This window comes from Nonomuraea sp. CA-143628, from assembly GCF_050942315.1.
Classification (GTDB): domain Bacteria; phylum Actinomycetota; class Actinomycetes; order Streptosporangiales; family Streptosporangiaceae; genus Nonomuraea.
Genome location: NZ_CP192072.1, coordinates 6,912,029 through 6,935,537 on the forward strand (window position 1 = coordinate 6,912,029; position 23,509 = coordinate 6,935,537).

Annotated in this window: 24 protein-coding genes; 13 read left to right on the top strand and 11 right to left on the bottom strand. The window is 69.5% G+C overall.

Going from position 1 to position 23,509, the window contains the following annotated elements; all coding sequences use genetic code 11:
* Positions 1-278 precede the first annotated feature (278 nt).
* The 3 genes from ACQP2T_RS31655 to ACQP2T_RS31665 all read right to left on the bottom strand — a co-directional run bounded on the left by ACQP2T_RS31655 (position 279) and on the right by ACQP2T_RS31665 (position 4,095).
* The gene (locus tag ACQP2T_RS31655; RefSeq protein ID WP_433508559.1) at positions 279-938 is read right to left on the bottom strand and encodes a response regulator transcription factor; all 660 of its coding nucleotides are present in this window, start codon (positions 936-938) and stop codon (positions 279-281) included.
* The gene (locus ACQP2T_RS31660; protein ID WP_433508560.1) at positions 935-2,191 is read right to left on the bottom strand and encodes a sensor histidine kinase; all 1,257 of its coding nucleotides are present in this window, start codon (positions 2,189-2,191) and stop codon (positions 935-937) included. Before ACQP2T_RS31660 ends, ACQP2T_RS31655 begins: the two co-directional genes overlap by 4 nt.
* A gap of 218 nt (positions 2,192-2,409) precedes the next feature.
* Complete coding sequence (locus ACQP2T_RS31665; RefSeq protein WP_433508561.1) at positions 2,410-4,095, bottom strand: FAD-dependent oxidoreductase; 1,686 nt, start codon at positions 4,093-4,095, stop codon at positions 2,410-2,412.
* 419 nt (positions 4,096-4,514) lie between these two features.
* Here ACQP2T_RS31665 and ACQP2T_RS31670 point away from each other — a divergent pair, with 419 nt between their 5' ends.
* The 4 genes from ACQP2T_RS31670 to ACQP2T_RS31685 all read left to right on the top strand — a co-directional run bounded on the left by ACQP2T_RS31670 (position 4,515) and on the right by ACQP2T_RS31685 (position 7,222).
* On the top strand, positions 4,515-4,787 hold the full coding sequence (locus ACQP2T_RS31670; protein WP_433508562.1) for a DUF4158 domain-containing protein: 273 nt from the start codon (positions 4,515-4,517) through the stop codon (positions 4,785-4,787).
* A 154-nt stretch (positions 4,788-4,941) separates the two neighbouring features.
* Complete coding sequence (locus ACQP2T_RS31675) at positions 4,942-5,808, top strand: alpha/beta fold hydrolase (protein WP_433508563.1); 867 nt, start codon at positions 4,942-4,944, stop codon at positions 5,806-5,808.
* Between the two features lie 94 nt (positions 5,809-5,902).
* On the top strand, positions 5,903-6,085 hold the full coding sequence (locus tag ACQP2T_RS31680; protein ID WP_433508564.1) for a hypothetical protein: 183 nt from the start codon (positions 5,903-5,905) through the stop codon (positions 6,083-6,085).
* 540 nt (positions 6,086-6,625) lie between these two features.
* Positions 6,626-7,222: a TMEM175 family protein gene (locus tag ACQP2T_RS31685; RefSeq protein ID WP_433508565.1), complete on the top strand. Its 597-nt coding sequence runs from the start codon at positions 6,626-6,628 to the stop codon at positions 7,220-7,222.
* Here ACQP2T_RS31685 and ACQP2T_RS31690 read toward each other — a convergent pair.
* The 3 genes from ACQP2T_RS31690 to ACQP2T_RS31700 all read right to left on the bottom strand — a co-directional run bounded on the left by ACQP2T_RS31690 (position 7,159) and on the right by ACQP2T_RS31700 (position 9,608).
* On the bottom strand, positions 7,159-7,629 hold the full coding sequence (locus ACQP2T_RS31690; protein ID WP_433508566.1) for a hypothetical protein: 471 nt from the start codon (positions 7,627-7,629) through the stop codon (positions 7,159-7,161). The genes ACQP2T_RS31685 and ACQP2T_RS31690 overlap by 64 nt on opposite strands.
* Positions 7,630-7,787: 158 nt before the next feature.
* Positions 7,788-8,360 carry a TIGR03086 family metal-binding protein gene (locus tag ACQP2T_RS31695; protein ID WP_433508567.1) on the bottom strand — a complete coding sequence of 191 codons (573 nt, stop codon included), beginning with the start codon at positions 8,358-8,360 and terminating at the stop codon, positions 7,788-7,790.
* A gap of 27 nt (positions 8,361-8,387) precedes the next feature.
* A complete protein-coding gene (locus ACQP2T_RS31700; RefSeq protein WP_433508568.1) occupies positions 8,388-9,608 on the bottom strand; it encodes an alpha/beta hydrolase family protein in 1,221 nt (406 codons plus the stop codon).
* Between the two features lie 92 nt (positions 9,609-9,700).
* Between ACQP2T_RS31700 and ACQP2T_RS31705 the strand changes: the two genes are divergently transcribed.
* Positions 9,701-10,273 carry a TetR/AcrR family transcriptional regulator gene (locus ACQP2T_RS31705; RefSeq protein WP_433508569.1) on the top strand — a complete coding sequence of 191 codons (573 nt, stop codon included), beginning with the start codon at positions 9,701-9,703 and terminating at the stop codon, positions 10,271-10,273.
* On the opposite strand, the gene ACQP2T_RS31710 is transcribed toward ACQP2T_RS31705, so the two are convergent.
* Together ACQP2T_RS31710 and ACQP2T_RS31715 are read right to left on the bottom strand one after the other, a co-directional pair.
* The gene (locus ACQP2T_RS31710; RefSeq protein WP_433508570.1) at positions 10,239-11,153 is read right to left on the bottom strand and encodes an MBL fold metallo-hydrolase; all 915 of its coding nucleotides are present in this window, start codon (positions 11,151-11,153) and stop codon (positions 10,239-10,241) included. The genes ACQP2T_RS31705 and ACQP2T_RS31710 overlap by 35 nt on opposite strands.
* Before the next feature lie 2 nt (positions 11,154-11,155).
* Positions 11,156-11,767 carry a TetR/AcrR family transcriptional regulator gene (locus ACQP2T_RS31715; protein WP_433508571.1) on the bottom strand — a complete coding sequence of 204 codons (612 nt, stop codon included), beginning with the start codon at positions 11,765-11,767 and terminating at the stop codon, positions 11,156-11,158.
* A gap of 193 nt (positions 11,768-11,960) precedes the next feature.
* Here ACQP2T_RS31715 and ACQP2T_RS31720 point away from each other — a divergent pair, with 193 nt between their 5' ends.
* Positions 11,961-12,335 (top strand): nitroreductase family deazaflavin-dependent oxidoreductase, encoded by a 375-nt coding sequence (locus ACQP2T_RS31720; protein WP_433508572.1) that lies wholly within the window; start codon positions 11,961-11,963, stop codon positions 12,333-12,335.
* On the opposite strand, the gene ACQP2T_RS31725 is transcribed toward ACQP2T_RS31720, so the two are convergent.
* Positions 12,325-13,227, bottom strand: a complete 903-nt coding sequence (locus tag ACQP2T_RS31725) for a TIGR03620 family F420-dependent LLM class oxidoreductase (protein WP_433508573.1) — start codon at positions 13,225-13,227, stop codon at positions 12,325-12,327. The two genes, ACQP2T_RS31720 and ACQP2T_RS31725, sit on opposite strands and share 11 nt — an antisense overlap.
* A 111-nt stretch (positions 13,228-13,338) precedes the next feature.
* On the opposite strand from ACQP2T_RS31725, the gene ACQP2T_RS31730 reads away from it, so the two are divergent.
* Entirely contained in the window at positions 13,339-13,938 is a 600-nt protein-coding gene (locus tag ACQP2T_RS31730) for a TetR/AcrR family transcriptional regulator (protein ID WP_433508574.1), read from the top strand.
* Positions 13,939-13,953: 15 nt separating this feature from the next.
* On the opposite strand, the gene ACQP2T_RS31735 is transcribed toward ACQP2T_RS31730, so the two are convergent.
* Positions 13,954-14,751 carry an SDR family NAD(P)-dependent oxidoreductase gene (locus ACQP2T_RS31735; RefSeq protein WP_433508575.1) on the bottom strand — a complete coding sequence of 266 codons (798 nt, stop codon included), beginning with the start codon at positions 14,749-14,751 and terminating at the stop codon, positions 13,954-13,956.
* Between the two features lie 155 nt (positions 14,752-14,906).
* A complete protein-coding gene (gene groL, locus ACQP2T_RS31740; protein ID WP_433508576.1) occupies positions 14,907-16,523 on the bottom strand; it encodes a chaperonin GroEL in 1,617 nt (538 codons plus the stop codon).
* A 202-nt stretch (positions 16,524-16,725) separates the two neighbouring features.
* Here groL and ACQP2T_RS31745 point away from each other — a divergent pair, with 202 nt between their 5' ends.
* From ACQP2T_RS31745 to ACQP2T_RS31770, 6 genes are all read left to right on the top strand, one after another.
* Positions 16,726-17,337, top strand: coding sequence for a TetR/AcrR family transcriptional regulator (locus ACQP2T_RS31745; protein ID WP_433508577.1), 612 nt, complete (start codon positions 16,726-16,728; stop codon positions 17,335-17,337).
* A gap of 134 nt (positions 17,338-17,471) precedes the next feature.
* Entirely contained in the window at positions 17,472-18,977 is a 1,506-nt protein-coding gene (locus ACQP2T_RS31750; RefSeq protein ID WP_433508578.1) for a carboxylesterase/lipase family protein, read from the top strand.
* A 207-nt stretch (positions 18,978-19,184) separates the two neighbouring features.
* A complete protein-coding gene (locus ACQP2T_RS31755; RefSeq protein WP_433508579.1) occupies positions 19,185-19,718 on the top strand; it encodes a PadR family transcriptional regulator in 534 nt (177 codons plus the stop codon).
* Complete coding sequence (locus tag ACQP2T_RS31760; RefSeq protein ID WP_433508580.1) at positions 19,715-20,455, top strand: ABC transporter ATP-binding protein; 741 nt, start codon at positions 19,715-19,717, stop codon at positions 20,453-20,455. The genes ACQP2T_RS31755 and ACQP2T_RS31760 overlap by 4 nt, the downstream gene beginning before the upstream one ends.
* Positions 20,456-20,460: 5 nt before the next feature.
* Positions 20,461-22,251: an FtsX-like permease family protein gene (locus ACQP2T_RS31765; RefSeq protein WP_433508581.1), complete on the top strand. Its 1,791-nt coding sequence runs from the start codon at positions 20,461-20,463 to the stop codon at positions 22,249-22,251.
* 129 nt (positions 22,252-22,380) lie between these two features.
* Positions 22,381-23,466, top strand: a complete 1,086-nt coding sequence (locus ACQP2T_RS31770; RefSeq protein ID WP_433508582.1) for a hypothetical protein — start codon at positions 22,381-22,383, stop codon at positions 23,464-23,466.
* Positions 23,467-23,509: the final 43 nt, after the last annotated feature.

The following is a 23,509-nucleotide window of genomic DNA, read 5'->3' on the forward strand; positions in this document are numbered from 1 at the left end:
TGGCACTGCGCCCTTGCCGCGGGCGCCCTACTCGGAGGCCTCTTCCACGCCACGATCGGTGCCCCCGGCAAGAAGCCCGAACTCATCGCTCGCTAACGTCCCGCACTCGGCGCAGATCACTGCGCCCAGAGCGTTGACGGTGACGTGGAGTAGTGGGAGTACGAAGCGGAGCGAGCTGCTGCCCCCTCCAGCCTGTTCCCTTCGTCAGAGGACATCGCGTCTGCGCAGGCGCGCACCGGTGCGGTTCCTTCCGGCAGCCGTGTCACATCACTACCGCGTCAGGGTTGTTCCGGTGTTCGGGGGACGAGCAATCCTCGGTTGAACGCCTCGGTGACGGCGGCGGCGCGGTCGCCGACGCCAAGCTTGCCGTAGATGTTCAGCAGGTGGGATTTGATCGTGGCCTCCGTGACGAAAAGCTGCGCCGCCGCCTCTCGGTTCGTGCCACCGGCCGCCACCAGCTGGAGTACTTCGAGCTCCCGCCGGCTGAGCAGCCCCGAGGCGGAAGAGCGTACTCGGCTCATGAGCAGAGCCGCCGCCGACGGCGCGAGAACCGCCTCGCCCCGAGCCGTCGCCCGGACCCCCCGCAGGAGCTCGTCACGGGGAGCGTCCTTGAGCAGGTAGCCGGTGGCGCCAGCCTCGATCGCGGGCAGCACGTGACTGTCGGTGTCATACGTCGTGAGCACCAGCACGCGCACCCCGGTCCCGCGCCCGGCCAGCTCTCTTGTCGCGCTCACGCCGTCCATGCCGGGCATCCGCAGATCCATGAGGACCACATCCGGCCGTAGCGTCTCGGCGAGCCGGACCGCCTCGGCTCCATCGGCGGCCTCCCCGACCACCTCGAAGTCCGGATCGCGAGCGAACATGCTGCTCAAGCCGTCTCTGACCACCGGATGATCGTCGACGACCAGCAGTCTGATCACGCCATCCGGACTGCTCATGGCTCGGCCCACTCAGCGGGGACACGGGCCGAGATCCCCGTGCCGGCACCGGGCTCCGACTCCACCTGCAGCGTGCCTGACAGGCCCTCGATCCGCTGCCGCATCGCGATCAGCCCAAACCCAAGGTGAGCCGTACGCGGACCATCGCCACCACCGTCCCCGAGGCAGGCCGGGTCGAAGCCGACACCGTCGTCGCGCACGTCCAGAGCGACCTCGTGTTCCATGTACGACAGTGTCACCCCCGCCCGGGTCGCCCGCGCGTGCTTGGCCACGTTCGTCAGCGCCTCCTGCGCGGTTCTGAGCAACGCGACCTCGACCTCCGGGCGCATCGGCCGCGCCGTGCCGGTCGTCGTGACCTGGACCGGGATCTCGTTCAGTGCCGACCAGCGGCCGGCCACGCTCGCCAATGCCTCGCCCAGCCGCGCGGTCCGCAGCGGCTCAGGACGCAGCGCGTCCACCGATCGCCGCGCCTCGGACAGGCTCTCCCCGGCCAGCCTGGTCGCGGCTTCGACGTGCCGGCGCCATTCCGCCGGGTCGTCGCCGGCGTGCTCGGCCGCGTGCAGTTGGGTGATGATGCCGGTGAGTCCCTGCGCCAGCGTGTCGTGGATCTCCCGCGCCATCCGCCGCCGCTCGTCGTGCACGCCGGCCAGCCTGGCCTGCGCCAGTAACTGCTCGTGCAGGGCCGCGTTCTCCGTCAGTGTCGTCTCCAGCCTGCGGTTCGCTTCGCGCGCCTCTTCCAGCGCCCGCTTGCGCTCGTCGTTCTGCTGGGCACTACGCCGAGCGAACCAGGCGAAGCCACACATAGGGATCACATTCGCGGCCATGACAGCGACATACGTGATCAGCCCCACAGATGTGGTCTTGTCCACGTCGTACGCCTGCGCCGTGCCCGCCACCATAGCCACCGCCGCGACGCCGGCCGGTTGCCACGGCCAGCGCAGGACCCGGAAGGCGTAGATGTATCCGGCAGGGGTGAAAAACCCGAACCACGGGTCCCTGACCACCAGAATCGCCGTGAGCAGGATCAGCACGGCGAAGAACACGGCCATCACCGGCACGCGCTCGCGCCAGGCGGGGCGGAGCGTGAAGACTCCCAGCATCCACGCCGCCAGCAGCGCGCACAGCACCAGGTCGGCGAGCGGGGACGCGCCCGCCGACCGCTTGATGGCCACGGTGACGCCGGCCAGAAGCGCCAGCAAGGCATACGGGCCGACGGTCACCGTCACGGGCCACCGTGTCGCTGGATCGCTCATTCGCGGCCTCCTCCACCGCACAGGCCACCATGCCGGTGGAGGCACACGCCACCGTACCGCTGGATCACTCATCCGCGTGCTCCTCCAGCGGCGAAAGCCACCATTTCGGTGCAGGTACGGGCCGCCGTGTCGCTGGATCGCACATCCGCGGCCTCCACGTCCGTCGCCGGCCCCCGAGCGGGGAATCTAACCTCCACATCGGCACGTCCCTACGCGGCTCAGCCCGCCTGAGGAGGCTCGATGGCCAGGGCGTGCCGGAAGACGTTGCGCGGGTCCCACCGGGCCTTCACCCGTTGGAGGCGTGGATAGTTGTCCTTGTAATAGAGCGTGTGCGCGGGCACACCTAAGGTGTTCCACGCCGGGTCGGCCAGGTCGGCGTCCGGGTAGTTGATGTAGGAGCCGTCGTTGACCTCGCCGGGCACGGGCACGCCGCCGGTCTCGGCGTAAACGTCGTGGTAGAAGCCGCGAACCCAGGCGAGGTTGGCCTTGTCATCCTTCTCGTCTTCCCAGATCGTCTGGTAGACCGCCTTCATGACCACGTCTCGCTGGGCGATCGCGGTGGCCCCTGGCGCTGTCGCGCGGACCTGGCCGCCATAGCCGATGAGCAGCATGCCGGCGTTGGAGCCGCCGGTGGAGTTGGTCAGGTTGCGATGGGCGGCCGCGAGTTGGGTCTCGGTGAATGATCGTCGCAGGTAGCCGGCCTTGATCTTGTAGCGCCGGGTGATCACGTCACCCGGCTCGCCGGTGCCCGGCCAGGTCATCCGGTGCAACCAGGGCATCGTCCGCCGGATGTCGAGCGCCGGTGTGAGGTCGAGGCCCGCGGTCACCGCGGACGCGAAGCCGGTCACCATGCTGTCGGCATTGGGAAGGTCCGCGTCGATCTGCGCGACCAGCATGACGGTTCCGCCGGCGCGGTGCGACAGCTGGAGGATCCCGTACAGTCCGGCGTACGGAGCGCCGGGCGCGCTGTTGCGCTCATGCCAGGTCCCGAAGTTGCGCAGCAGTCCGGTGATCGCCTTTTCGGTCATGTGCTCCCAGGACCAGATGACCACGTGCTGCAGCATCCGCTGCGGCGCCTCCGGGAGCAGCTGGGACGGATCGGTGCCGGCGACGCCGGGGGAGCGCAGCCAGTAGCGGGTGACCACGCCGAAGTTGCCGCCACCACCACCGGTGTGCGCCCACCACAGGTCGCGGTGCGGGTCGTCCGGCTCGCGGGTGGCGACCACCGCGCGGGCGGTGCCGTCGCGGTCGACCACCACGACCTCCACGCCGTACAGATGATCCACCACCGAGCCGTACCGCCTGGACAGCGGTCCGTATCCGCCGCCCGCGAAGTGCCCACCGGCACCCACTTCCGGACAGCCGCCCCCGGGGATCGTCACGCCCCAGCCTTTGAGCAGCGTCCGGTACACCTGACCGAGGGTGGCTCCGGGTTGCACGGCGAACGCCCGCCGGCCGGCGTCATAGCCGACCTCGTCCATCGGCGAGAGGTCCAGCAGCACCCGAACCGCCGGATCGGCGGTGAAGTTCTCGAAGCAGTGCCCGCCACTGCGCACCGCGACCCGTCGGTCGGACCGCACCGCCTCCGACACCGCGCGCACCACCTGATCGGTCGACCCGACCACGCGGATCTCCTCCGGCCGGCCGACGAACCGGAAGTTGTTGCCACGCAACAGGTTGTCGTAGCGAAAGTCGCCCGGACGTACTGTCACCGGCCCGAACATCGCCGCTTCCGCTTCCGCCGCAGCAGACTCCGCCGCGCCCGATTGCGCCAACGCCGCCGCGGCGCCCCATGTGCCGGCCGCCGCGGTGCCCGCCGCGGCACCCGCACCGGCGAGCAGCCCACGCCGACTCACCGCTGCGGCTCCCGGCAGGCTCGTACGCCCGTCGCCCACTTCTGACATGTGGCTCGCCCCTTTCCGTTTGGAGGTCGTCAGCCTCTCAAGCAGGCAGCACGGCACACATCAACCCGTGGCATGAACCAGCGGCTCACTTCTCCGCCCCTCCGAACGGCTGATCCGCCCCACCGATCGGCTGACCGGCAGCGGGTGGCTTCAACCGCCTGCGGACAGGAGGTCGGGCGCGCGCCGCCTGTGGTCAGGAGGTTGGGCGAGGGAGCTCGGCGGTACGCACTTCACCGGCGCCCTCCCAGAGATCGGGCGATGGGTCGGGTGCAGCCAAGGTAGGCTCCAAACCCACAATCGCAATCTTGAAGGTGTACCGGTTGCGGTGTGGTGACTTTGGGGCGGGTGGGTTGAGACCGTCGCTACGGTGAGCGAGGTAGATCGGGGGTTGAGGCCGAGCTCGGGGAGATTGGCGGCGGGTGGCCTCGATCGAGCGGACGGCGTATCCGCGGTTTAAGCGGCTGATCACGGCGCGCGAGCCGCATGTGTTCTTCTTGCCGAGCCAGGCGGAGGCCGCGTGGGCGGCCGAGCGCACCCAGTCGGAGGACCATCACTTCGCGCTGCTGGTGATGTTGAAGTCGTATCAGCGGATGGGCTGCATTCCCAAGCTGGCCGATGTCCCGGAGACGGGCTGGAGCTGCCCGCGTTCTCAACGCTGGACGCGAGGGCCTCAGCCTCGCGCGCCGAGGTGAACAGGGTCATCTGCGGGGGATCTACGAGCGGCTCTTCAGCGTGGGGGTTGGGGCCATAAAAGTTGGTCAAGATGATGGTCAACTGTCGGGATGCCGCGTGCCTGGCGGGTACCACCGTTGGTCTAGATATGCCGAGTCTTCCAGGAAGCATGCGATGACCACCGTTCACCACCGCTACGCCACCGTCCACGAGCGGCGGCTGTTCTATCGGGAAGCAGGCCCGGCCGACGCGCCTGCCGTGGTGCTGCTCCATGGCTTTCCCACCAGCTCGTTCATGTTCCGCAACCTGATCCCGCTGCTGGCCGACCGCTATCGGGTGATCGCCCCTGATCACCTGGGGTTCGGATTGTCCGACGCGCCGCTCGCCGGCGAGTTCGGGTATACCTTCGATGCCCTGGCTGGCCTGACCGGAGCTCTGCTGAGCCAGCTCGGGGTTACGCGGTATGCGATGTACGTGCAGGACTACGGTGCGCCCGTGGGTTGGCGGCTCGCCCTGGCCGACCCCGACGCGGTCACCGCGATCATCACCCAGAACGGCAATGGCTACGAGGCCGGCTTTGGAGAGGAGTTCTGGAAACCGGTACGCGCGTACTGGCAGGACCAGAACCCGCAGACCGAGGCAGCGGTCCGGCAGGCCCTGACCCTGGACGCCATCCGCTGGCAGTACCTGCACGGAGTGGCCGACGAGAGCGTCGTCAGCCCCGACACCTGGTATCACGACCACGCCCTGGTGTCCCGGCCCGGCAACGACCTCATCCAGCTGCGGCTGTTCGCCGATTACGCCGGTAACCTCCCGCTGTACCCGAAGCTGCACGCCTACCTGCGCGACAGCCACGTCCCGCTGCTGGCCGTCTGGGGCCGCAACGATCAGATCTTCATCCCTGAAGGCGCGCGTGCCTTCAGGGATGACGCGCCCAGTGCCGAGATCTGTCTGCTCGACGGCGGGCACTTCCTGCTTGAAAGCCATCTCGACGCCGCAGCCGGCCACATCCGCGACTTCCTCGCAAGAACGCTGGCATGAGCGGATCGCTGAAGGACCAGACTGTTCTGGTCATCGGCCGGGGCAGCGGGATCGCCAGCGCCCTTGCGCTCGCCTCTCGGGTTCGAGGGCGCACGTGATCGCTGCCAGCCGTGACCAGGAGGCTCTGGCCTCCGTCTACGCCGACGAGCCCAGGACCACCACCGAGACCGTCGACCTCACCGACGAGACCTCCATCGCCGCCATCTGCAAGCGGCTCGGGGCGGTCCGCCACGTGGTTCACACCGCCTCTGCGCGGGCCCGCGGCCGACTGCCATGACCGCCGCTGTCACAGATAGCGCCATCACCACCGGCGGCCACAGCCTGCTCGAACTCGCCGAAGCCTGCGGCATCCGAACCCGCCGGAGTTTGCCGCACCGGCTTATGCCACACCTGCATCACGCCCCTGCTGTCCGGCGAGGTTACCCCCGGCCCCGCTGGAACCTCCGGCCTATGGGCAGGTGCTCCCCTGCTGCGCCCGGCCCACCACCGACAGCGTCCTGGACATGTGATGCGAGCAATACCGAGCAGCGAACTACTCCAGCGCCGATGGGCGGGCAGCATCGGCCACTTCCACGCGCTCGCAGCCAAATCCCATCTCCATCGGCCCAGTACCGCTCATCGCCCTTCCGCGATCGGGCTGGTCGGGGCGCGATGGGCCTCCTCTGACACGCCGCAGTCCCGGTGCCACGTCGGGGAATGCCGCTGGCGCTGACGAACGCCGGCATCGCCAAGATCCACATCGAAAGGGACGGTCGTGACTGGAAGGCCTCGCCGTGAGCCTGACCCGATCGAACGTGATCCCGCGCGGGTCGTTGCGTTGAGTGATGCGGTCATCGCCATCGCCGTTACTCTCCTCGTTCTGGAGATTCACCCACCGGAGGACACCCGGCACCTGCTCCAGGGCCTTGCCGCACTCTGGCCGTCATACGTGTCCTATGTCATCACTTTCATGCTGATAGGACAGGTATGGGCCAATCATCACGTCATGTTCGATCACATCCGTCATGCTGACCGGTTGATATTGTTCCTGAACACACTGCTGCTGATGGACATCGCGCTCCTCCCATTCGCCGCCGCAGTTTTGGCCAATTCATTTCGCGACGGACAGGGGGAGCGCACCGCGATCCTCCTTCACGGCATCGCGTTCGAACTGGCGGCCGCTCTGTTCAACATCATTTGGTGGCATGCCCGGCGTGATCATCGGCTGCTCCTCAAGAACATCGATCCCGCTGGTGTGAGAGCGATCAGCAGGCGATTCCTGCTCGCGCTTGCCTGGATCGGCACCGGAACACTCCTCGGCTCACTGGTTCCCGTCCTCGGTGTGTCCGTGATCGCCGCTTTCATCGTTTACTACTGGCTGCCGATCTCCGGCGAGATCGGCAGGGCTGGGCCACGGACGGGGGGATCCCGGTAGCACTGACGAAATTTCGGTCGGATAAGGCCGCTGCCTGCGGCTGTGTGCATTCTCGGGACGGGGTGTTGATCACTACCGCTACGTTCTGATCCGGTTCGCTCGTCCTCCAGGATCGTCCAGTGCTCGACGAGCTCGAACTGCTCAACGACGCTGAGCACTACGCCGACGTGGGACGAGCTGACCGACGAAGCCGAAGGCCGGTACCGGGGCCGGCCGTCCGGCACCACCCCTTGGATGGGGACGTTCTCGCCGGCGTCGTAGTGGCGGGTGGTATTCGGGATGTCGGCGTACCGCTCCAGCAGGTCCAGTGCGTCCATCGCCGGCCGGTAGGCGGTGTTGCGGGCGATCGCCTGAGGTGGATCGACGTGCATGATGAGGAACCCCCGGCTGTCGTGCCAGGTGAACATCTCCCGTGGACCGGCCCATCGGCTGCCCGTCGATCGATGCCTCCATGTCCCACTCCCCGACCAGCACATCCAGGCTCCGCAGCCGCTGGTTGACTGTGTGTCGCGCTGCTGTGACGGCTACCTCCCGTTGACGTGTGGTCGGAAGGCGTGCCGCGAACTCATCGCCCCCGGCGGGCTGGGACGTCGCGGCCGAGGAAGGCCAGCAGTTGCCGGTGCGCGGGGGCGTCGGCGGGGGCGGGGACCGCGGGGCCGAACATGCCGGGGCGGCGGAAGGTGTCGAAGTCCAAGCCGTGCATGATCGTGAGCAGTTCGCCGCACGACCGTTCGTCGACGAGATGCTCCTGGCCGGTGGCGAGCGCCAGGTCGACGCCGTGGACGAGGACTTCGGTGAGGTGGATGAGGGCGGCCATCGGCCCCGGAACGGTTCCGAACCCCAAACGTACGGTGGCGTCGAGGGCGCCGGGACGATGCCAGGCGGCGCGGTCGAGGTCGGCAGCGGTGAAGAAGGCGGCCTGCGGGTCGGTGCCGAGCCAGTCATCCTCGTGCTCGCCGCCCGCGTCGGTCGCGGTGAGCTCGGCGGCGAAGACGCGCATGCCGCCGACCATGTGGTTGAGCTCTGTACGCACGTCCCAGTCGGCGCAGGGGGTGGGGGCGTGGAGCCGGCTGTCGGTGATGCCTTTGACGATGGCGGCGGTCATGTCGAGAGCGCGGTCGATCATGGCGATGGTCATGTCGTTCTCCAGGAAGGGAGCGGGGGATCAGGCGGTCGTGCCGAACACGTCGTCGAGCCAGTCGTAGACGCGCGCGAAGGCCAGTCGCTGGGCGCCGGACTGGCAGTGGGCGTCGGCGCCCTGTTCGGCGGTGAACTCCAGCAGCGTCTTGGGGCAGGTCAGGTGCTCGTACAGCAGCTCGGGCTGCCCCTTGAAGAACCCGTCGTCGGCCCCGGCGCAGACCAGGGTCGGGCAGGCGATCTTCTCGGCGATGCCGTCGCGCAGGTGGTAGTCCAGGTAGGCGGCGCCGAACGCGCGCGGGGTGTCGCTACCCATGGCGTACATGCCGTGCTCGACGGCCCAGCGCAGCATGGGCACGACGGCCATGGCGGCCGTCATGATGGCGTCCAACTCCGGATCGTGCTCGGCACGCAGACGGCGCTCGGCCTCGGCACGGGGAAAGGGGAGGGGCGCGGTGGAGATGTCGCCCAGGTCATAGACCCCGTCCAAGGCGATGAGCGCGGCGACGCGCTGGTCGAAGGCGGCGGCTCGGGGCGCGAGCAGGCCGCCCATGCTGCAGCCGAGCAGCGCGACGCGGGCGCCGTCGACTTCGGGCCGGGTCAGGGCGTAGTCCAGTACGGGGCCGACCACGTTCTCCCAGTCGGGACGGAACATCAGGCCCCGATGGTGGCGGGTGCCCGGCTGGCCGAGGCCGTCGAAGGTCAGCACGGTGTAGCCGCGTTCGACGGCCGCGGCCGCGCCGAAGAAGTGCATCTCCTCCACCGTGCCGTCGAACCCGTTGTGCATGACCACGGTCGGTCTGGCCGTGGCGGAGTCGTCGGCACAGTACAGGTAGCCGGGCAGGACGGTGCCCTCGTACGGGATCTCCACCGGCTGGATGACCGGGGCGAACAGCGCCGCCGCCTGGCGGAAACAGTCCACTGAGGCGTCGTACGCGTGCCGGATGCGCGGATCGGCCGCGTCGCCGTGCAGGAAGAACTCGGCGCAGCGGTAGTAGTTGGAGGCGCGCAGGAAGGCGTCGCGGGCGCTGACGCGGTGCCCGGCCGCCAGCGCCCCGCGCCCTTCGGCGGCCACCCGGTCGGCGGTGGCCAGCCACTCGTCGTGCCAGCTGTCGTAGTCACCGGCGGTGATCCGCTGACAGGTGATCACGACCTCGCCGAAGTCGGCGCCGCCGTAGGCGATGTGTCCGAAGGTGCGCAGGGTCTCGTACCAGAACTGAGGGTTGTCGGGAAAGAACAGCGGGGGCATGGCCACTCCTAAAGCAGTAGATGACTGCGTTAGGGGGACTTTAGGACGCCATAACTCGCAAACGCAAGTCGTGACTGCGTTAAGCTGTGGGCATGGTGGAACAGCAGCCGACTCGCCGGCCCGGCGGGCGCAGCGCCCGCGTCCGCGCCGCGGTGCACCACGCGGTCACCGACCTGATCGCCGAACGCGGCCACGGCAACTTCACCGTCGGTGACGTCGCCACCCGCGCCGGGGTGGCCGACACCAGCGTCTATCGCCGCTGGGGCACTCTGGAGGCCCTGCTCACGGACGTGGCGATCACCTGGCTCACCACCACCTCGCCCATACCGGATATCGGCAGTTTGGAAGGCGACCTGCGCGCTTACGCGGCCGGCGTCGCGCGCGACGTGACCGGGCCCGACGGGCTGGCGGTGTTGCGCCTGGTCATCGCCTTGTCCACCGGGGGAGAGGCCGGCGTACAGGCAAGAGACGCGTTCGTCGCCGAACGCGGGCGCCAACTGCAGGGCATGCTGGACCGCGCCCGAGACCGCGGCGAGCAGCCGCCCGAGGGCTTGGACATCCTCGACCACCTGCTGGCCCCGATGTACGTCCGGGTCCTGTTCGGCATGGGCCCGCTCACCCCCGACTACGTCAACGCCCTGGTCGACCGCCTTCTGGTCGACTAGGCGGGACGGGCGCAAGCCGGTAGGCCGGGCCGTCGGCGATCACGCGGCCCGCGGTCGGCGGGGGGAAGTGGGTGCCCAGCACGAGGGCGCCGGCGCCGGCGCCGGCGCCGGCGAGCGAGGCGAGCAGGGCGCGGCGGGTGGCCGTGGCCTGCTCGGGGTCGATGTCGACGCAGCTGCCGATATCGGGGTACAGCAGTTGGACGGGGTGGTGCACGCAGTCGCCGGTGATCAGCGCGCTCTCGCCGCCGCTGGTCAGCCGGACCGCGACGTGACCGGGAGTGTGACCCGGCGTGGGGACCAGGTGCACGCTGGGGGCGACCTCGGCGCCCTCGGCCGGGACGGGTACGAGGTCGAGCAGCCCCGCCTCTTCGATCGGATGCACGGAGTCGCGGAACATCTGCCGCCGCGCTTCGTCCATGTCGTATCCGGCCCAGAAGTCCCTCTCTGCGCGAGAGGTCAGATAACGGGCGCGGGGGAAGGTCGGCACCCATTCGCCACCCTCCGCCCGGGTGTTCCAGCCGACATGATCGGTGTGCAGGTGGGTCAGGATCACCATGTCGACGGACTCGGGCGGGAAGCCCGCGGCCACGAGGCGATCGAGGTAGCCGGTCCGGAGGTCGTGCCACGCCGGGTTCTCCCGCGTCTTGCCGTTGCCGATCCCGGTGTCCACCAGGATGCGCAGCCCGTCGGCCGAGATCGCGAAGCTCTGGCTGACCAGGCGCAGGACGCCGTCCCGGTCGGCGAAGTCGGGCCGCAGCCAAGCGTGCCGCGCGACGACGTCCGCGGTGGCGCCGGGCAGCAGCCAGGGGCCGGTCTGGGGAGGCAAGGCGATCTCGTCCACCCGGTGGATCGTGATGTCGCCCACGGTCCAAGAGATCATCACTACCTCCGGCGAGCTTCGAGCGCGTCCAAAACCAGGTCCAGTCCGTAGCCGAACTCGCCGGCGTGGTCGTATTCCGGCCGCAGAGCGTGGTCGCGGATCATCTCTGTGAGGTACGGCAACTCCTCCGGCAGGTGCCGAAGGATGCCGCCGGCCACTTCCTCGACATCGTCCGGCGTCGTCACCGGCAGGTTCGCCTCCTGCAGGACGAACCCGTAGATATAGCTGTCGATGAGCGAGACCGCGTGCGCCGCCATCGGCAGCGTGAACCCCGCCTCCCGCAGGACACCGAGAACGGCGTCGTGGTGGCGTAGCGTCGCCGGACCCGGGTCGCGACGGGAGTCCATGAGGCCGAGAGCCCAGCTGTGCCGCGACAGGACCGCACGCGCGGAGGAAGCGCGCGTACGGATCGCGTCGCGCCAATCGTCGCATTCGACACTGGGCAGTTTGATCGCCGCGAACACCATGTCGACCACGCCGTCGAGGATCGCGTCCTTGTTCGGTACGTGGTGGTAGAGCGACATCGCCTCCACGCCCAGCTCCTGCGCGACCCGACGCATCGTGATCGCCTCCACACCCCCGCGATCGGCGACCCGGATCGCCGCTTCCAGCACGAGACCTCTGCTGAGCGGTTGTGGTGGTGGCGACACGACGGCTCCGGAGTGTAGGCGGTTGACAGCCTTACAAGCGTAAGCCAATCTTACATACGTAAGTCGCCTTACTGGTGTAAGCCTCTCCGGTCGGCAAGTCGGGAATCGGCAAAAGCCTGACCAATGACGCGCCCCGCCGGGGCGAAAGGAGATCCCGATGCCGATGCCGAAGTGGTGGGGGCACGTGAACAAGAGAATGTTCAACCCTCGCGCCATCGCGGGCGGGAGGTGGCCGGTGCTGATTCACGTCGGCCGCGTTTCTGGCGCGACGTATCGCACGCCGCTCGATGCGCATCCCGTCGACGGCGGCTACCTGTTCGTCCTGGTGTACGGGTCGCGCTCGGACTGGGTGCGGAACGTCCTGGCGGCCGGCGCCGCGCGGCTCCGGACCGACGGGAGGGAGGTGGAACTCACCGCCCCACGCCTCGTCAGAGAAGATGAGGCGTTCCAAGCACTCCCCGATGAGGTGGCGCGCCCACCGAGGCTGCTCCGCATCACCGAGTTCCTCCGCATGGACCTGGTCACAGGTTGACGCCGGCCGCCGCAAGTTGTTCGAGTTGCCTGATGGCCGTGGTCAGGTCATCGGCGATGGGATGGACAAGCACATGGTCGGCGCCGGCGTCGAGTTGCGCTTGAACGCGCGCGGCGACGGCCTCCGGGGTGCCCCACGCGACCAGCGCGTCGACCAGCCGATCACTTCCCCCGTCGGCGATGTCCTGCCGGCTGTAGCCGAGACGTAACCAGTTGCGCGCGTACGGCGAATCGGGGCCGGCCTTGCCTCGGTATCGCCGCGCGATGGCACGAGCTTGCTCGGGATCTGGCTCGATGATGAACGCCTGCTCGGGGATGAGCAATTTATCGCTCCCCAAAGCCTCACGGACAAGAGCGGTGTGTTCGACCGGGGCCGAGAACGAATGAACGCCGTCGGTAAGGTCGCGAGCCAGTTCTACCATTTTGGGCTGCAAGGCGGCCAACACCCGAACAAACGGCTCCGGCGGCGGGTTACGCGTTTTCGCCTGGTCCATCTTGTCGAGATAGTCCCGCATGATCTTGAGGGGATGGCTGTAGTCCAGCCCATTGGCCTCGACCAGGAACCGATGGCTGACGCCGATTCCGAGGACGAACCGTCCAGGGTAGGCCTCGGCCAACATCGCGGCACCGCCCTGCATCGTGGCTGGATGGCGCGTCCAAATATTGGCGATTCCCGTGCCGATCATCAATCGGCTGCTCGCGGCGAGCTGAATGCCTCCGTTGACCAGGGCGTCCTTGCCACCGATTCCTTCAGGCCCCCACAGCGAACCGTATCCGAGCTGCTCAACGCGCCTCACGGCGTGGCGCCAGCTCTCGACCGGCGCGCCGTGCACGTGGGGTCCGCCAAGCCACACTCCAACGCGTCCCAGCTTCGCCTTCACTTTCGTGATCACTACCGAAACCTCCGCACACCCGACGACTGCTATCCGGGGACTGTCTCCGGTAAGCGATGATGCTATCCGGAGACAGTCCCCGGTACAATCGCTTCGGCCGAAAGGGGAGCTATGAGCGACACAAGGGCACCGCGTGCGATGCGGGCGGACGCGCAGCGCAATCGGGCTCGCTTGCTCGCCGCGGCGAGCGCGGCGTTCGCTCGCGCGGGTGTGGATGCCTCGCTCGATGACATCGCCCGCGACGCCGACGTGGGTTCGGGCACTCTCTACCGCCACTTCCCCACCCGCGAGGCGCTGGTGGAGGCCGTCCTCGACAACCGCTACCAGGCCCTCGCCGCCGAAGCCGCCGAGCTACAGGCCAAGCGCCCGCCGCACGAGGCGCTCGCGGTCTGGCTGAAGCTCTTCGTCAACCACCTCATGACGTATCGAGGGCTGGCGGCAAGCGTCACCACGGCGCTCCACAACGAGACGCCGCCATCGGACTCGCCATGCCAGGCCATGCGCGCCGCGGCATACGAACTCGTGGCAACAGCCCAGCGCGACGGCGCTGTCCGGGATGACATCGACGCCTCGACGATCCTGCGCCTCGCCGCCGGTGTCGCTTGGGCCCACGAGCAGTCGCCCGCCGACCGGGCCGGTGTCGGGCAAATGCTGGCGGTCCTCATGGACGGACTGCTGCGCGACAGCCGCGTTCCGCGGGCGGTCAGCTGATCCCGGGGGAATGCGTCACACCGTGGCGATCGGGCCGAGGTAGGTGCCGCCCGAGACGTCGATGGTCTGGCCGGTCACCCATCGGCCCTGCGGGCCCGCCAGGAAGCCGACGACGTCCGCGACGTCCTCGGGCTCGCCGAGCCGCCCGAGCGCGGTGATCGCTTCGATCTGGGCGACCGCCTCGGGGATGGTGTTGTAGCCCGCGGTCATGTCGGTACGCACCGCGCCGGGCGCGACCGTGTTCACCGTGATGCCGCGCCTGCCGAGCTCGTTGGCCAGGGACGGGGCCATCGACTCCAGTGCCGCCTTGCTGATGTTGTAGCCGATCTGCGTGGAGACCGCGAAGCGGCTGGCCACCGAGCCCATGTTGATGATGCGGCCGCCGTCGTTCAGCAGCGGCAGCGCGCGCTGGATCACGAAGAACGGTGTGCTGACGTTGATCGTGAGCAGCCTGCCGAACTCCTCCGGTGTGACCTGAGCGATCGGGTTGACCAAGCCGATGCCCGCGTTGTTGACCAGGATGTCCAGGCCGCCGCCCGCCGGTCCCTCGGCCAGACCGCTGCTCGCCAGTCCCTCGGCCAGGCCCTCGAACAGGCGGTCCACCGCGCCATCGTCGCCGAACCGGGCCTGCACGGCGAACGCCCGGCCGCCTTCCTGCTCGATCCGCGCCACTGTCTGCTTGGCCGCGTCGGCGTTGTCGCCGTAGTGGACGGCGACCAGCGCGCCCTCGGCGGCCAGTCGCAGCGCGACCGCCCGGCCGATTCCCCGCGATCCTCCGGTCACCAGCGCGGTCTTGCCGGTCAGACTGTTCATCTCTGCTCCTCGTTCAGCGGCCGGCCCTTGGCGGATCCGGCGATGGCTCAACAGTGGCGGCAGTGGCTCACCGCACGCTCACCGACGGCTCACCGGGCGAGCAGCGCTCCGGGTGGGACCAGGTAATGCTGAGCGGTCCCACCCGAAGATCCGGCCTAGAAGTCCATGTCTCCGCCGACGGGGGCGGCAGAGGTCGTCTCGGGCTTCTCGGCGATGACCGCCTCGGTGGTGAGGAAGAGCGCCGCGATGGAAGCGGCGTTCCGCAGCGCCGAGCGCGTCACCTTGGCCGGGTCGATGATGCCCGCCTCGAACATGTTGACGTAGTCGCCCGAAGCGGCGTTGAGGCCCTCACCCGGGGTCAGGTTGCGGACCTTCTCCACCACGACGCCGCCCTCAAGGCCAGCGTTGACGGCGATCTGCTTCAGCGGCTCCTCGAGCGCCTTCTTCACGATCGCGGCACCGGTGGCCTCGTCGCCATTGAGCTCGAGCTTGTCGAACGCCTTGGCGCCCGCCTGCAGCAGCGCCACGCCACCGCCGGGGACGATGCCCTCCTCGACGGCCGCCTTCGCGTTGCGAACGGCGTCCTCGATGCGGTGCTTGCGCTCCTTCAGCTCGACCTCGGTCGCCGCGCCGGCCTTGATGACCGCCACGCCGCCGGCCAGCTTGGCCAGCCGCTCCTGGAGCTTCTCACGGTCGTAGTCGGAGTCGGTCCGGTCGATCTCGGCGCGGATCTCGTTGACCCGGCCGGCGATCTGCTCGGGGTCACCGGCACCGTCGACGATGGTGGTCTCGTCCTTGGTCACCACGACCTTGCGGGCGCGGCCCAGCTGGTCGAGGGTGGCGTTCTCCAGCTTGAGGCCGATCTCCTCGGAGATCACCTGGCCGCCGGCCAGCGTGGCGATGTCGCCCAGCATGGCCTTGCGGCGGTCGCCGAAGCCCGGAGCCTTGACCGCGACCGACCGGAAGACACCCTTCATCTTGTTGACGATCAGGGTGGCCAGGGCCTCGCCCTCGACATCCTCGGCGATGACCAGGAGCGGTTTGCCGGACTGCACGACCTTGTCGAGCAGCGGCACCACCTCCCGATTGGCGGAGACCTTGCCGTTGACGATCAGCACGTACGGATCGTCCAGGACGGCTTCGAGCCGGTCGGAGTCGGTGATGAACAGTGGGGCGATGTACCCCTTGTCGAAGCGCATACCTTCCGCAAGCTCCAGCTCCAGGCCGAAGGTGTTGCTCTCCTCGACGGTGATGACGCCTTCCTTGCCGACCTTGTCCATCGCCTCGGCGATGAGCGAGCCGATCTCGGGGTCGGCGGCGGAGATGGAGGCGGTGGAGGCGATCTGCTCCTTGGTCTCCACGTCCTTGGCCAGCTTGGACAGCTCCTCGCTGACCCGCTCGACCGCCGACTCGATGCCCTTCTTCAGCGACATCGGGTTGGCGCCGGCGGCGACGTTGCGCAGGCCCTCGCGCACCAGCGCCTGGGCGAGCACGGTGGCCGTCGTGGTGCCGTCACCCGCGACGTCGTCCGTCTTCTTGGCGACTTCCTTGACCAGCTCGGCGCCGATCTTCTCCCACGGGTCCTCGAGCTCGATCTCCTTGGCGATGGATACACCATCGTTGGTGATCGTGGGAGCGCCCCACTTCTTCTCCAGCACGACGTTGCGGCCCTTGGGACCCAGGGTCACCTTGACCGCGTCGGCCAGCTGGTTCATGCCGCGCTCGAGACCGCGCCGGGCGTCCTCGTCGAACGCGATCATCTTCGAAGCCATTCCTGCTCCTGCTCTCGATAGGGGCTGTCCGGGACGGCGCCCGCGACGGACGGCCCGCCGACAGGCGGACCTCGCCGTCCCGGCACACCCCGCCGGTTGGCACTCTCCAGGGGCGAGTGCCAGGCGTCCCGTCGCACTCTACCCACAACTTGCGCGTCACGCACCTAGTGCGTGCCGCGCATCATCCGATAGGGTCGCTCCCATGAACGACGACGCCCCCGACCTCCGGGCGCGCAACAAGCAGGCCACCCGAGAGGCGATCAGCCACGCCGCGCTGCGCCTGGCCATCGAGCAGGGCCCTCACGGGCTGGCCCTGGTGCGCGTCCATGACATCGCCACGGCCGCGGGAGTCTCATCCCGTACGTACAACAACTACTTCTCCAGCAGAGCGGAGGCGATCTGCGCCTTCCAGGCCGACCAGGCCGGCCGCGTGGGGCAGGCGCTGCGCGCCCGGCCCGCCGGCGAGCCGCTCGACCAGGCCGTCATCGCGGCCGTGATCGAGCTCTACACCGACCCTGAGCCCGACAAGGCCGGCCTGCGCATGATCATGTCGACGCCCGAGCTGGAGGGCGAGGCCCTGAGGGCGTTCACCATGGCGGAAGGCCCGCTCGCCGAGGCGATCGCCGCCCGCACCGGCACCGACCCCCAGCGAGACCTGTTCCCCGCCGTCACAGCCGCCGCGGTCGCCGCCGCCATCCGGGTGGCGGGGCGACGCTGGCTCGAGCCCGGCAACACGGAATCCTTCGCCGCGATCCTGCGCGGCGCCCTGTCCTGCGTCGTTCCCGCCGCGCCACCTGAACGGACTCGGCCCTAAAGGCTGGAAGCCGCGCCCTCGAGGCTGACGTTGCAGTGACCCGCTCAATAACGAGGTGCGGCGAACCCGCGGTTCGGGCGAAGATGGCCGCGCCTGGCCGTGGGAGCCGGCACTTCCTGGATGAGGAGCGTGCCATGAGCGTCATCGGATCCGCACACCCAGAGGTCCGGGTGGGCACGGGACGGCTGCGCGGGCGACTGGAGGACGGCGTGGCCGTCTTCCGCGGTGTGCCGTTCGCCCGCCCGCCGGTGGGCGCCCTGCGGCTGGCCGCGCCGGAGCCGGCCGAGGCGTGGGACGGGGTACGCGAGGCCGGGGCGTTCGGCCCGCCGCCACCGCAGTCCAGGTTGCTGGGCGCCTCCAGCACGGACGACGCCGACGGCGACTGGTTGACGGTCAATGTCTGGTCCCCCGATCTGGGCGCCGCCGGGCTGCCGGTGATGGTGTGGATTCATGGCGGCGGCTACATGTACGGGTGGTCCGGCAGCCCCCTCTTCGACGGCCGCGTGCTCGCCCAGGACGGCGTCGTCGTGGTCACCTTCAACTACCGGGTCTCCGCCGAGGGCTTCGGACACTTCCACGGGGCACCGGCCAACCGCGGGTTCCTGGACCAGGTGGCCGCCCTCCGCTGGGTGCGGGACAACATCGCGGCCTTCGGCGGCGATCCGGACCGGGTCACCGCCTTCGGAGAGTCCGCCGGCGCCGGGAGCATCGCGGCGCTGATGACGATGCCGAGCGCCGCCGGCCTGTTCCACCGGGCGATCGCGCAGAGCGTGCCGGGCATGTTCTTCTCCGCTGAGCTGGCCGCCGACATCGCCGTCGCGGTAGCCGGTGAGCTGGGCCTGCCCCCGCTCGCGGACGAACTCGCCCGCCTGTCGCCGGAGCGGCTGATCGAGGCCGGGGACGCGATGGCGGAGAAGACGGGCGACTACCCGCGGTGGGGCCAGGCCGCGTACGTTCGGACACCGTTCGGACCGGTCGTGGACGGCGAGGTGCTGCCCGAGGTGCCGTGGCGGTCACTGGCGGACGGGGCCGCGCACGAGGTGGAGCTGATCGTGGGTCACACCCGCGACGAATATCGGCTGTTCATGGCCATCAGTGGCGACACCGGCCAGATCACCGCCGAACGAGCGGACACCGCGCTGCGGATGCTCGCCCCGGACCCGGAGGCATACCGGGCCGCCTACTCGGGTGCCGACGAGGAGCGGCTGTACGAGCTGGTGTACTCCGACTGGTTGTTCCGGATGCCTTCCGTACGCCTGGCCGAAGCCCGCCAGAGGCACGGCCGCGCCCACCTGTACGAGCTGACCTGGCCGGCCCCCGGCATGGGCGGAGACCTCCTCGGCGCCTGCCACGGGCTCGGCCTGCCGCTGACGTTCGGCAACCTGACCGCCGGCTCGGCGGGACTGCTGATCGGACAGGATCCGCCCCCGGCCGCGGCCGAGCTGTCGGCCCAGGTCCGAGCGGCGTGGATCGCCTTCGCCACGACCGGAGACCCGGGCTGGCCGGCGTACGAGCCGCAGAACCAGCACACCTGGATCATCGACACCAAACCCGACATCGCAGCGTATCCGGAGGAGACCTCCCGCGAGCTGTGGGCCGGGCACCCCTTCGGCCCTCTTGCGTTGCAGGCGAGTCCGTAACCGCTCCAACCCCACCACCGTCCAGGCGCTGACGACGAAGGCGCCTGGTTCGGCGTGCCGTCGTGCCTCATGCGCTTGTAGACCCCCTGGAACAGTTACAGGAACGGGCCGTTGGCGGCGGGCCGGTCCAGGAGATCACCAGATGTAGCGTTTTGACACCTCCCACGGCTAACCGCTATCTATTGGCTAACCGTTAGGGGGGATGGAGTGCAGGACGCAGTGCTGGCGATGCTCGCCAAGGAGCCGTCGCACGGGTACCACTTGCACGCTCGGCTGCAGCGAACTCTCGGCCCGCTGGGCGAGTCGATGAACCGCGGTCAGATCTACGTGACGCTGGCCCGGCTGGAAAAGGCCGGGCTCGTTGTCTGTGAGCGGACGGACGGCCTGCCCGAGCGGCCCGAGCGCAAGGTCTATGAGCTGACGCCGGCCGGGCAGCAGCGGGTGGCCGCCTGGCTGGCCGAGGTGGGCTGGCCGAAACCGGACCTGGCGGAGTTCCATCTCAAGCTCGCCGCGGCCGCCGCGGCCCGGCTCGCCGACCCGGTCGAGCTGGTGGCGGCTCAGCGCCGTGAGTTGCTGCGCCGCTTGCGTGAGGTGCAGCGGGCGGCGCTGGCCGAGCCGCCGGGGTCGGGCGCCGGCCTGCTGCTGGAAGGGGTCGTGCTGCGGTTGCAGGCGGACCTGCGCTGGCTGGATTCCTGTGAGCGGGCCTGGTCCAAGGCCGATGACGAAGTCGAGGGTGGATGAACGTGTCAACTGCCGTGGTCCGGGCCTGCGGCCTGGTGAAGACGCATGGTCAGGGGCAGAGCCGGATCCGCGCGGTGGACGAGGCCGACCTGGAGGTGCCTCAGGGGGAGACGCTGGCGGTGATGGGGCCCAGCGGCTGCGGGAAATCGACCCTGCTGCACCTGCTGGGTGGCCTGGAACGGCCCACCGATGGAGAGGTGTGGGTGGCCGGGCGGCGCATCGACACGCTGAGCGAGCGGGCTCTGGCGCGCCTGCGGCGCCGGTCGGTGGGGTTCATCTTCCAGGCCTTCCACCTGGTGGAGGAGTTGTCCGCGGCCGAGAACGTGGAGCTGCCCGCGCTGCTGGCCGGACGCTCGCGCCGCCAGGCCAGGCGGCGCGCGAGCCTGCTGCTGGAACGGGTCGGGCTCGCCGACCGGGCCCGGCATCTGCCCTCGCAACTGTCGGGCGGCCAGCGTCAACGGGTCGCCGTCGCTCGCGCGCTGGTCAACGAACCGCTGGTCGTCCTGGCCGACGAGCCGACCGGCAACCTCGACACAGCGGCGACCCTCGACGTTCTGAGAATCTTCGAGGAGCTGCGTTCCGCGGGCCAGACCTTCGTGATCGTCACGCATGACGAGCGGGTCGCGGCCACCGCGGATCGGCTGATCTCCATGCGCGACGGGATGTTCGTCGACGACACCCGATTGGCCGGCTCCCACCCGCGCGGGCTCGGCGGGCTGATCGGGCTGGAGGGCTGAACGGCATGGGCTCCATCGTGCTCGTCGTCCGCCTGGTGCTGGCCGACGTGCGGCGGCACAAGGTCCAGGCCACGATGCTCCTGCTCGCGGTGACCGTGGCCACCGCCACGATGACACTGGGCCTGTCGCTGGGCGGCGTGAGCGACGCGCTGTACGAACAGACCCGCGCGGCCACCGCCGGGCCGGACGTGGTGGCACTCTCCGGCGACGCGGGCACCGCCGAGACCGCGGCTCTGGCCGCGCTGGCCGACGCTCCCGAGGTGGTCGCCCACCACGGCCCCTATCGCATCGTCTACGCCGACCTCACCACGCACGATTCCACGTCGTCCGCGGTGGTGGTGCACGGCTTCGCCGAGACGCCCGGCGCGGTCGACCGGCCGCTGGTGACCTCGGGACATTGGGTACGCTCCGGCGGCACGGTCCTCGAACGCGGCTTCGCCACCGCGCTGGGCGTGGGCGTCGGCGACCGCGTCACCATCGCCGGCCGCTCCTACCCCGTCGTCGGGATCGCCGTCACCGCGGCCACCTCCGTCTATCCCGGAGCCGCGCAGATCGGCCCGGGCGGCGGCCCCACCGATGCCAGCGGCCTGGCCTGGATGACCCGATCGGATGCCCGGGCCCTGGCGGCATCCCAAGATCTCCCGGTGACCACGGCTGTGGACCTCAAGCTGCGCGACCCGGCCGCGACCGAGGCCTTCATCGACGCCCACAGCGACACCACCGTCAGGGTCGACTTCCACTCCTGGCAGTTCAAAGAGACACAGGACCTGGCCATCCTCAGGAACAGCCAGCCGATCCTGGTCGTCGGCAGCTGGCTGCTCAGCTTCCTGGCCATCACCGGAGTGGCGGCGCTGGCCGCGGGACGCGCCGTCGAGCAGACGCGCAGGGCCGGGCTGCTCAAGGCCGTCGGCGCCACCCCGGGGCTGATCGCCACCGTCCTGCTCACCGAGTACCTGGCGCTGGCGCTGATCGGCGACACGCTGGGGCTGGTGATCGCCCGCCTGACCGCGCCCGCCATCGCCAGCCCCACCGCCAGCCGGATCGGCGACGTGGGCGGGCCCGACGGCGCCACCGTCCTCACGGCAACCGTCCTGGCGGTGGCGGTGGCGGTGCTGTCCACGCTGCGTCCCACGCTGCGGGCCATGCGTACGGCGACCGTCACGGCGCTGACCGCCACCGCGCACCATCCTCGTCACCGGCCCTGGCTCACCGCGCTGTCCGCGCTGCTGCCCACGCCACTGCTGCTCGGGCTGCGGCTGACCGCCCGCCGGCCGGGCCGCGCCGTACTGCAGGCATGCTCCACCGCCACCACGGTGATCGCGATCGTCGCCCTGCTGACCATCTACGCCCAGCCGGCACGGGGCTACGGCCTGGACGGCTCCTCTGTCCTGCCCAACCTGCGGGCTGAGAACGACCGCCGGCTGATGCTCGCCGTCACCATCCTGCTGATCGCGCTCGCCGTCGTGAACACCCTCACCTTCACCTGGACCACGGCCATGGAGGCCCGGGCGAACATGGCCATCGCCCGTACGCTCGGCGCCACCCCCGGACAGATCACCGTCGGCCTGTCCACCGCTCAGCTCCTGCCCGGCCTGCCCGGCGCCATCGTCGGCATCCCTCTGGGCATCGGCCTGCTCTCGCTCTTCGCCGCCAGGAACGCGGTGTACCCGCCCTCCTCCTGGCTGCTCGGCGTCGCACTCGCGACTCTCCTGGCGACGGCGGCACTCACCGCCCTGCCCGCACGCCTGGCGGCGCGCCGGCCCGTGGCGCAGGCCCTCAGCGCCGAAACAGCCTGACCGGCCCCGCAATGAATCGATTCGATCGACGGAAGGAAGCACGAAGTGGCGTCTGACGCCGCCGGCATTCGGCGATTAATGGTGGACACGGGAGAGCCCCGCGGATGGGTGTCTCCCAGGACAGACCTGGTGACAGCCTTGCTCGGCACCTGGTTCGGGGTCGGACTGATGATCGACGCCTGGGCGCACAGCAACCTGGCGCAGCTGGAGACGTTCTTCACTCCATGGCACGCGGTGTTCTATTCCGGTTTCGCCGTGGTCTCCGGCTGGATCATCTGGCAGGTGTGGCGCAACGTGCGCGCCGGGCGGCAGGGGCCGGCAGCCGTCCCCACCGGTTATCTCGCCGGGTTGGTGGCGATTCCCGCGTTCGCCGTCTTCGGTTTGGCCGATCTGACGTGGCACACCGTCCTCGGCATCGAGACGACCATCAACATCTTCTTCAGCCCGTCACACCTCGGCCTCGTCGTGACGATGATGCTCATCATCACGACACCGCTGCGCTCGGCATGGAACGCCCCCGACGTCGGCGCCCGGCCGTCGCTCGGCCGCCTGCTGCCGGCGCTGATCGGGCTCGCGTTCGCCACCACGCTGGTGTCGCTGTTCCTGTCGTACGGCGGCGCCATGAAGTATCGTCCCGAGGGCATCGTCCGGGCTTTGTCCATGTTGCAGAACGCGGGCGGCGGTGCGGGGGGCGCCGGCCCCGTGGCGATAGGTCCCGGCGCCGAGCAGGTGGCCGTCGCGATGGTCGTCACCAACGTCGTCGTGCTCAGCCCGGTGCTGCTCCTGGTGCGCCGCTGGCTCCTGCCGTTCGGCTCGGTGACCGTCATGTACACGGTGATAGCGCTCATGCCGGCCGCCCAGACGGGGTTCCGCAATGTACCGATCCTGTTGTCGTTCGTGCTGGCCGGGTTCGTGAGCGACCTGCTGATCCGCCGGCTGCGGCCGTCGGGTGAGCGGCGCGGCGCCTACTGGGCGTTCGCCGGGCTGTCGGCCTTCGCCACCTGGTCGCTGTACATCGGGGTCGCCTCGGCCATCGGCGGCGGCCTGCCCGCCGTGCCCGAGCTGTGGACCGGAGCGCCGGTCGTCGCCGGGCTGATCGGGCTGGCACTCGGGGCGTTGTTCCTGCCCAACGCCGTCTCCGTAGTGGGCGTGGGGTTCTCCGCGAGCAGGACTGAGCGCCCGGCAACAGACAACGATGCATCACGGCGACACTAGGTAATCGTAGCGCTACAGACAGTCACCGATCGGGTATGGTCGC

Bases quoted from the DNA above. Each gene is read 5' to 3' on its own strand.
- groL (WP_433508576.1), bottom strand. From the start codon at position 16,523: ATGGCTTCGAAGATGATCGCGTTCGACGAGGACGCCCGGCGCGGTCTC.
- ACQP2T_RS31690 (WP_433508566.1), bottom strand. From the start codon at position 7,629: ATGTTCACCTGGCACGACAGCCGGGGGTTCCTCATCATGCACGTCGAT.
- ACQP2T_RS31700 (WP_433508568.1), bottom strand. From the start codon at position 9,608: ATGCCCCCGCTGTTCTTTCCCGACAACCCTCAGTTCTGGTACGAGACC.
- ACQP2T_RS31730 (WP_433508574.1), top strand. From the start codon at position 13,339: ATGAGCGACACAAGGGCACCGCGTGCGATGCGGGCGGACGCGCAGCGC.
- ACQP2T_RS31710 (WP_433508570.1), bottom strand. From the start codon at position 11,153: ATGATCTCTTGGACCGTGGGCGACATCACGATCCACCGGGTGGACGAG.
- ACQP2T_RS31735 (WP_433508575.1), bottom strand. From the start codon at position 14,751: ATGAACAGTCTGACCGGCAAGACCGCGCTGGTGACCGGAGGATCGCGG.
- ACQP2T_RS31695 (WP_433508567.1), bottom strand. From the start codon at position 8,360: ATGACCATCGCCATGATCGACCGCGCTCTCGACATGACCGCCGCCATC.
- ACQP2T_RS31655 (WP_433508559.1), bottom strand. From the start codon at position 938: ATGAGCAGTCCGGATGGCGTGATCAGACTGCTGGTCGTCGACGATCAT.
- ACQP2T_RS31675 (WP_433508563.1), top strand. From the start codon at position 4,942: ATGACCACCGTTCACCACCGCTACGCCACCGTCCACGAGCGGCGGCTG.
- ACQP2T_RS31665 (WP_433508561.1), bottom strand. From the start codon at position 4,095: ATGTCAGAAGTGGGCGACGGGCGTACGAGCCTGCCGGGAGCCGCAGCG.
- ACQP2T_RS31705 (WP_433508569.1), top strand. From the start codon at position 9,701: ATGGTGGAACAGCAGCCGACTCGCCGGCCCGGCGGGCGCAGCGCCCGC.
- ACQP2T_RS31750 (WP_433508578.1), top strand. From the start codon at position 17,472: ATGAGCGTCATCGGATCCGCACACCCAGAGGTCCGGGTGGGCACGGGA.
- ACQP2T_RS31720 (WP_433508572.1), top strand. From the start codon at position 11,961: ATGCCGATGCCGAAGTGGTGGGGGCACGTGAACAAGAGAATGTTCAAC.
- ACQP2T_RS31745 (WP_433508577.1), top strand. From the start codon at position 16,726: ATGAACGACGACGCCCCCGACCTCCGGGCGCGCAACAAGCAGGCCACC.
- ACQP2T_RS31660 (WP_433508560.1), bottom strand. From the start codon at position 2,191: ATGAGCGATCCAGCGACACGGTGGCCCGTGACGGTGACCGTCGGCCCG.
- ACQP2T_RS31765 (WP_433508581.1), top strand. From the start codon at position 20,461: ATGGGCTCCATCGTGCTCGTCGTCCGCCTGGTGCTGGCCGACGTGCGG.
- ACQP2T_RS31760 (WP_433508580.1), top strand. From the start codon at position 19,715: ATGAACGTGTCAACTGCCGTGGTCCGGGCCTGCGGCCTGGTGAAGACG.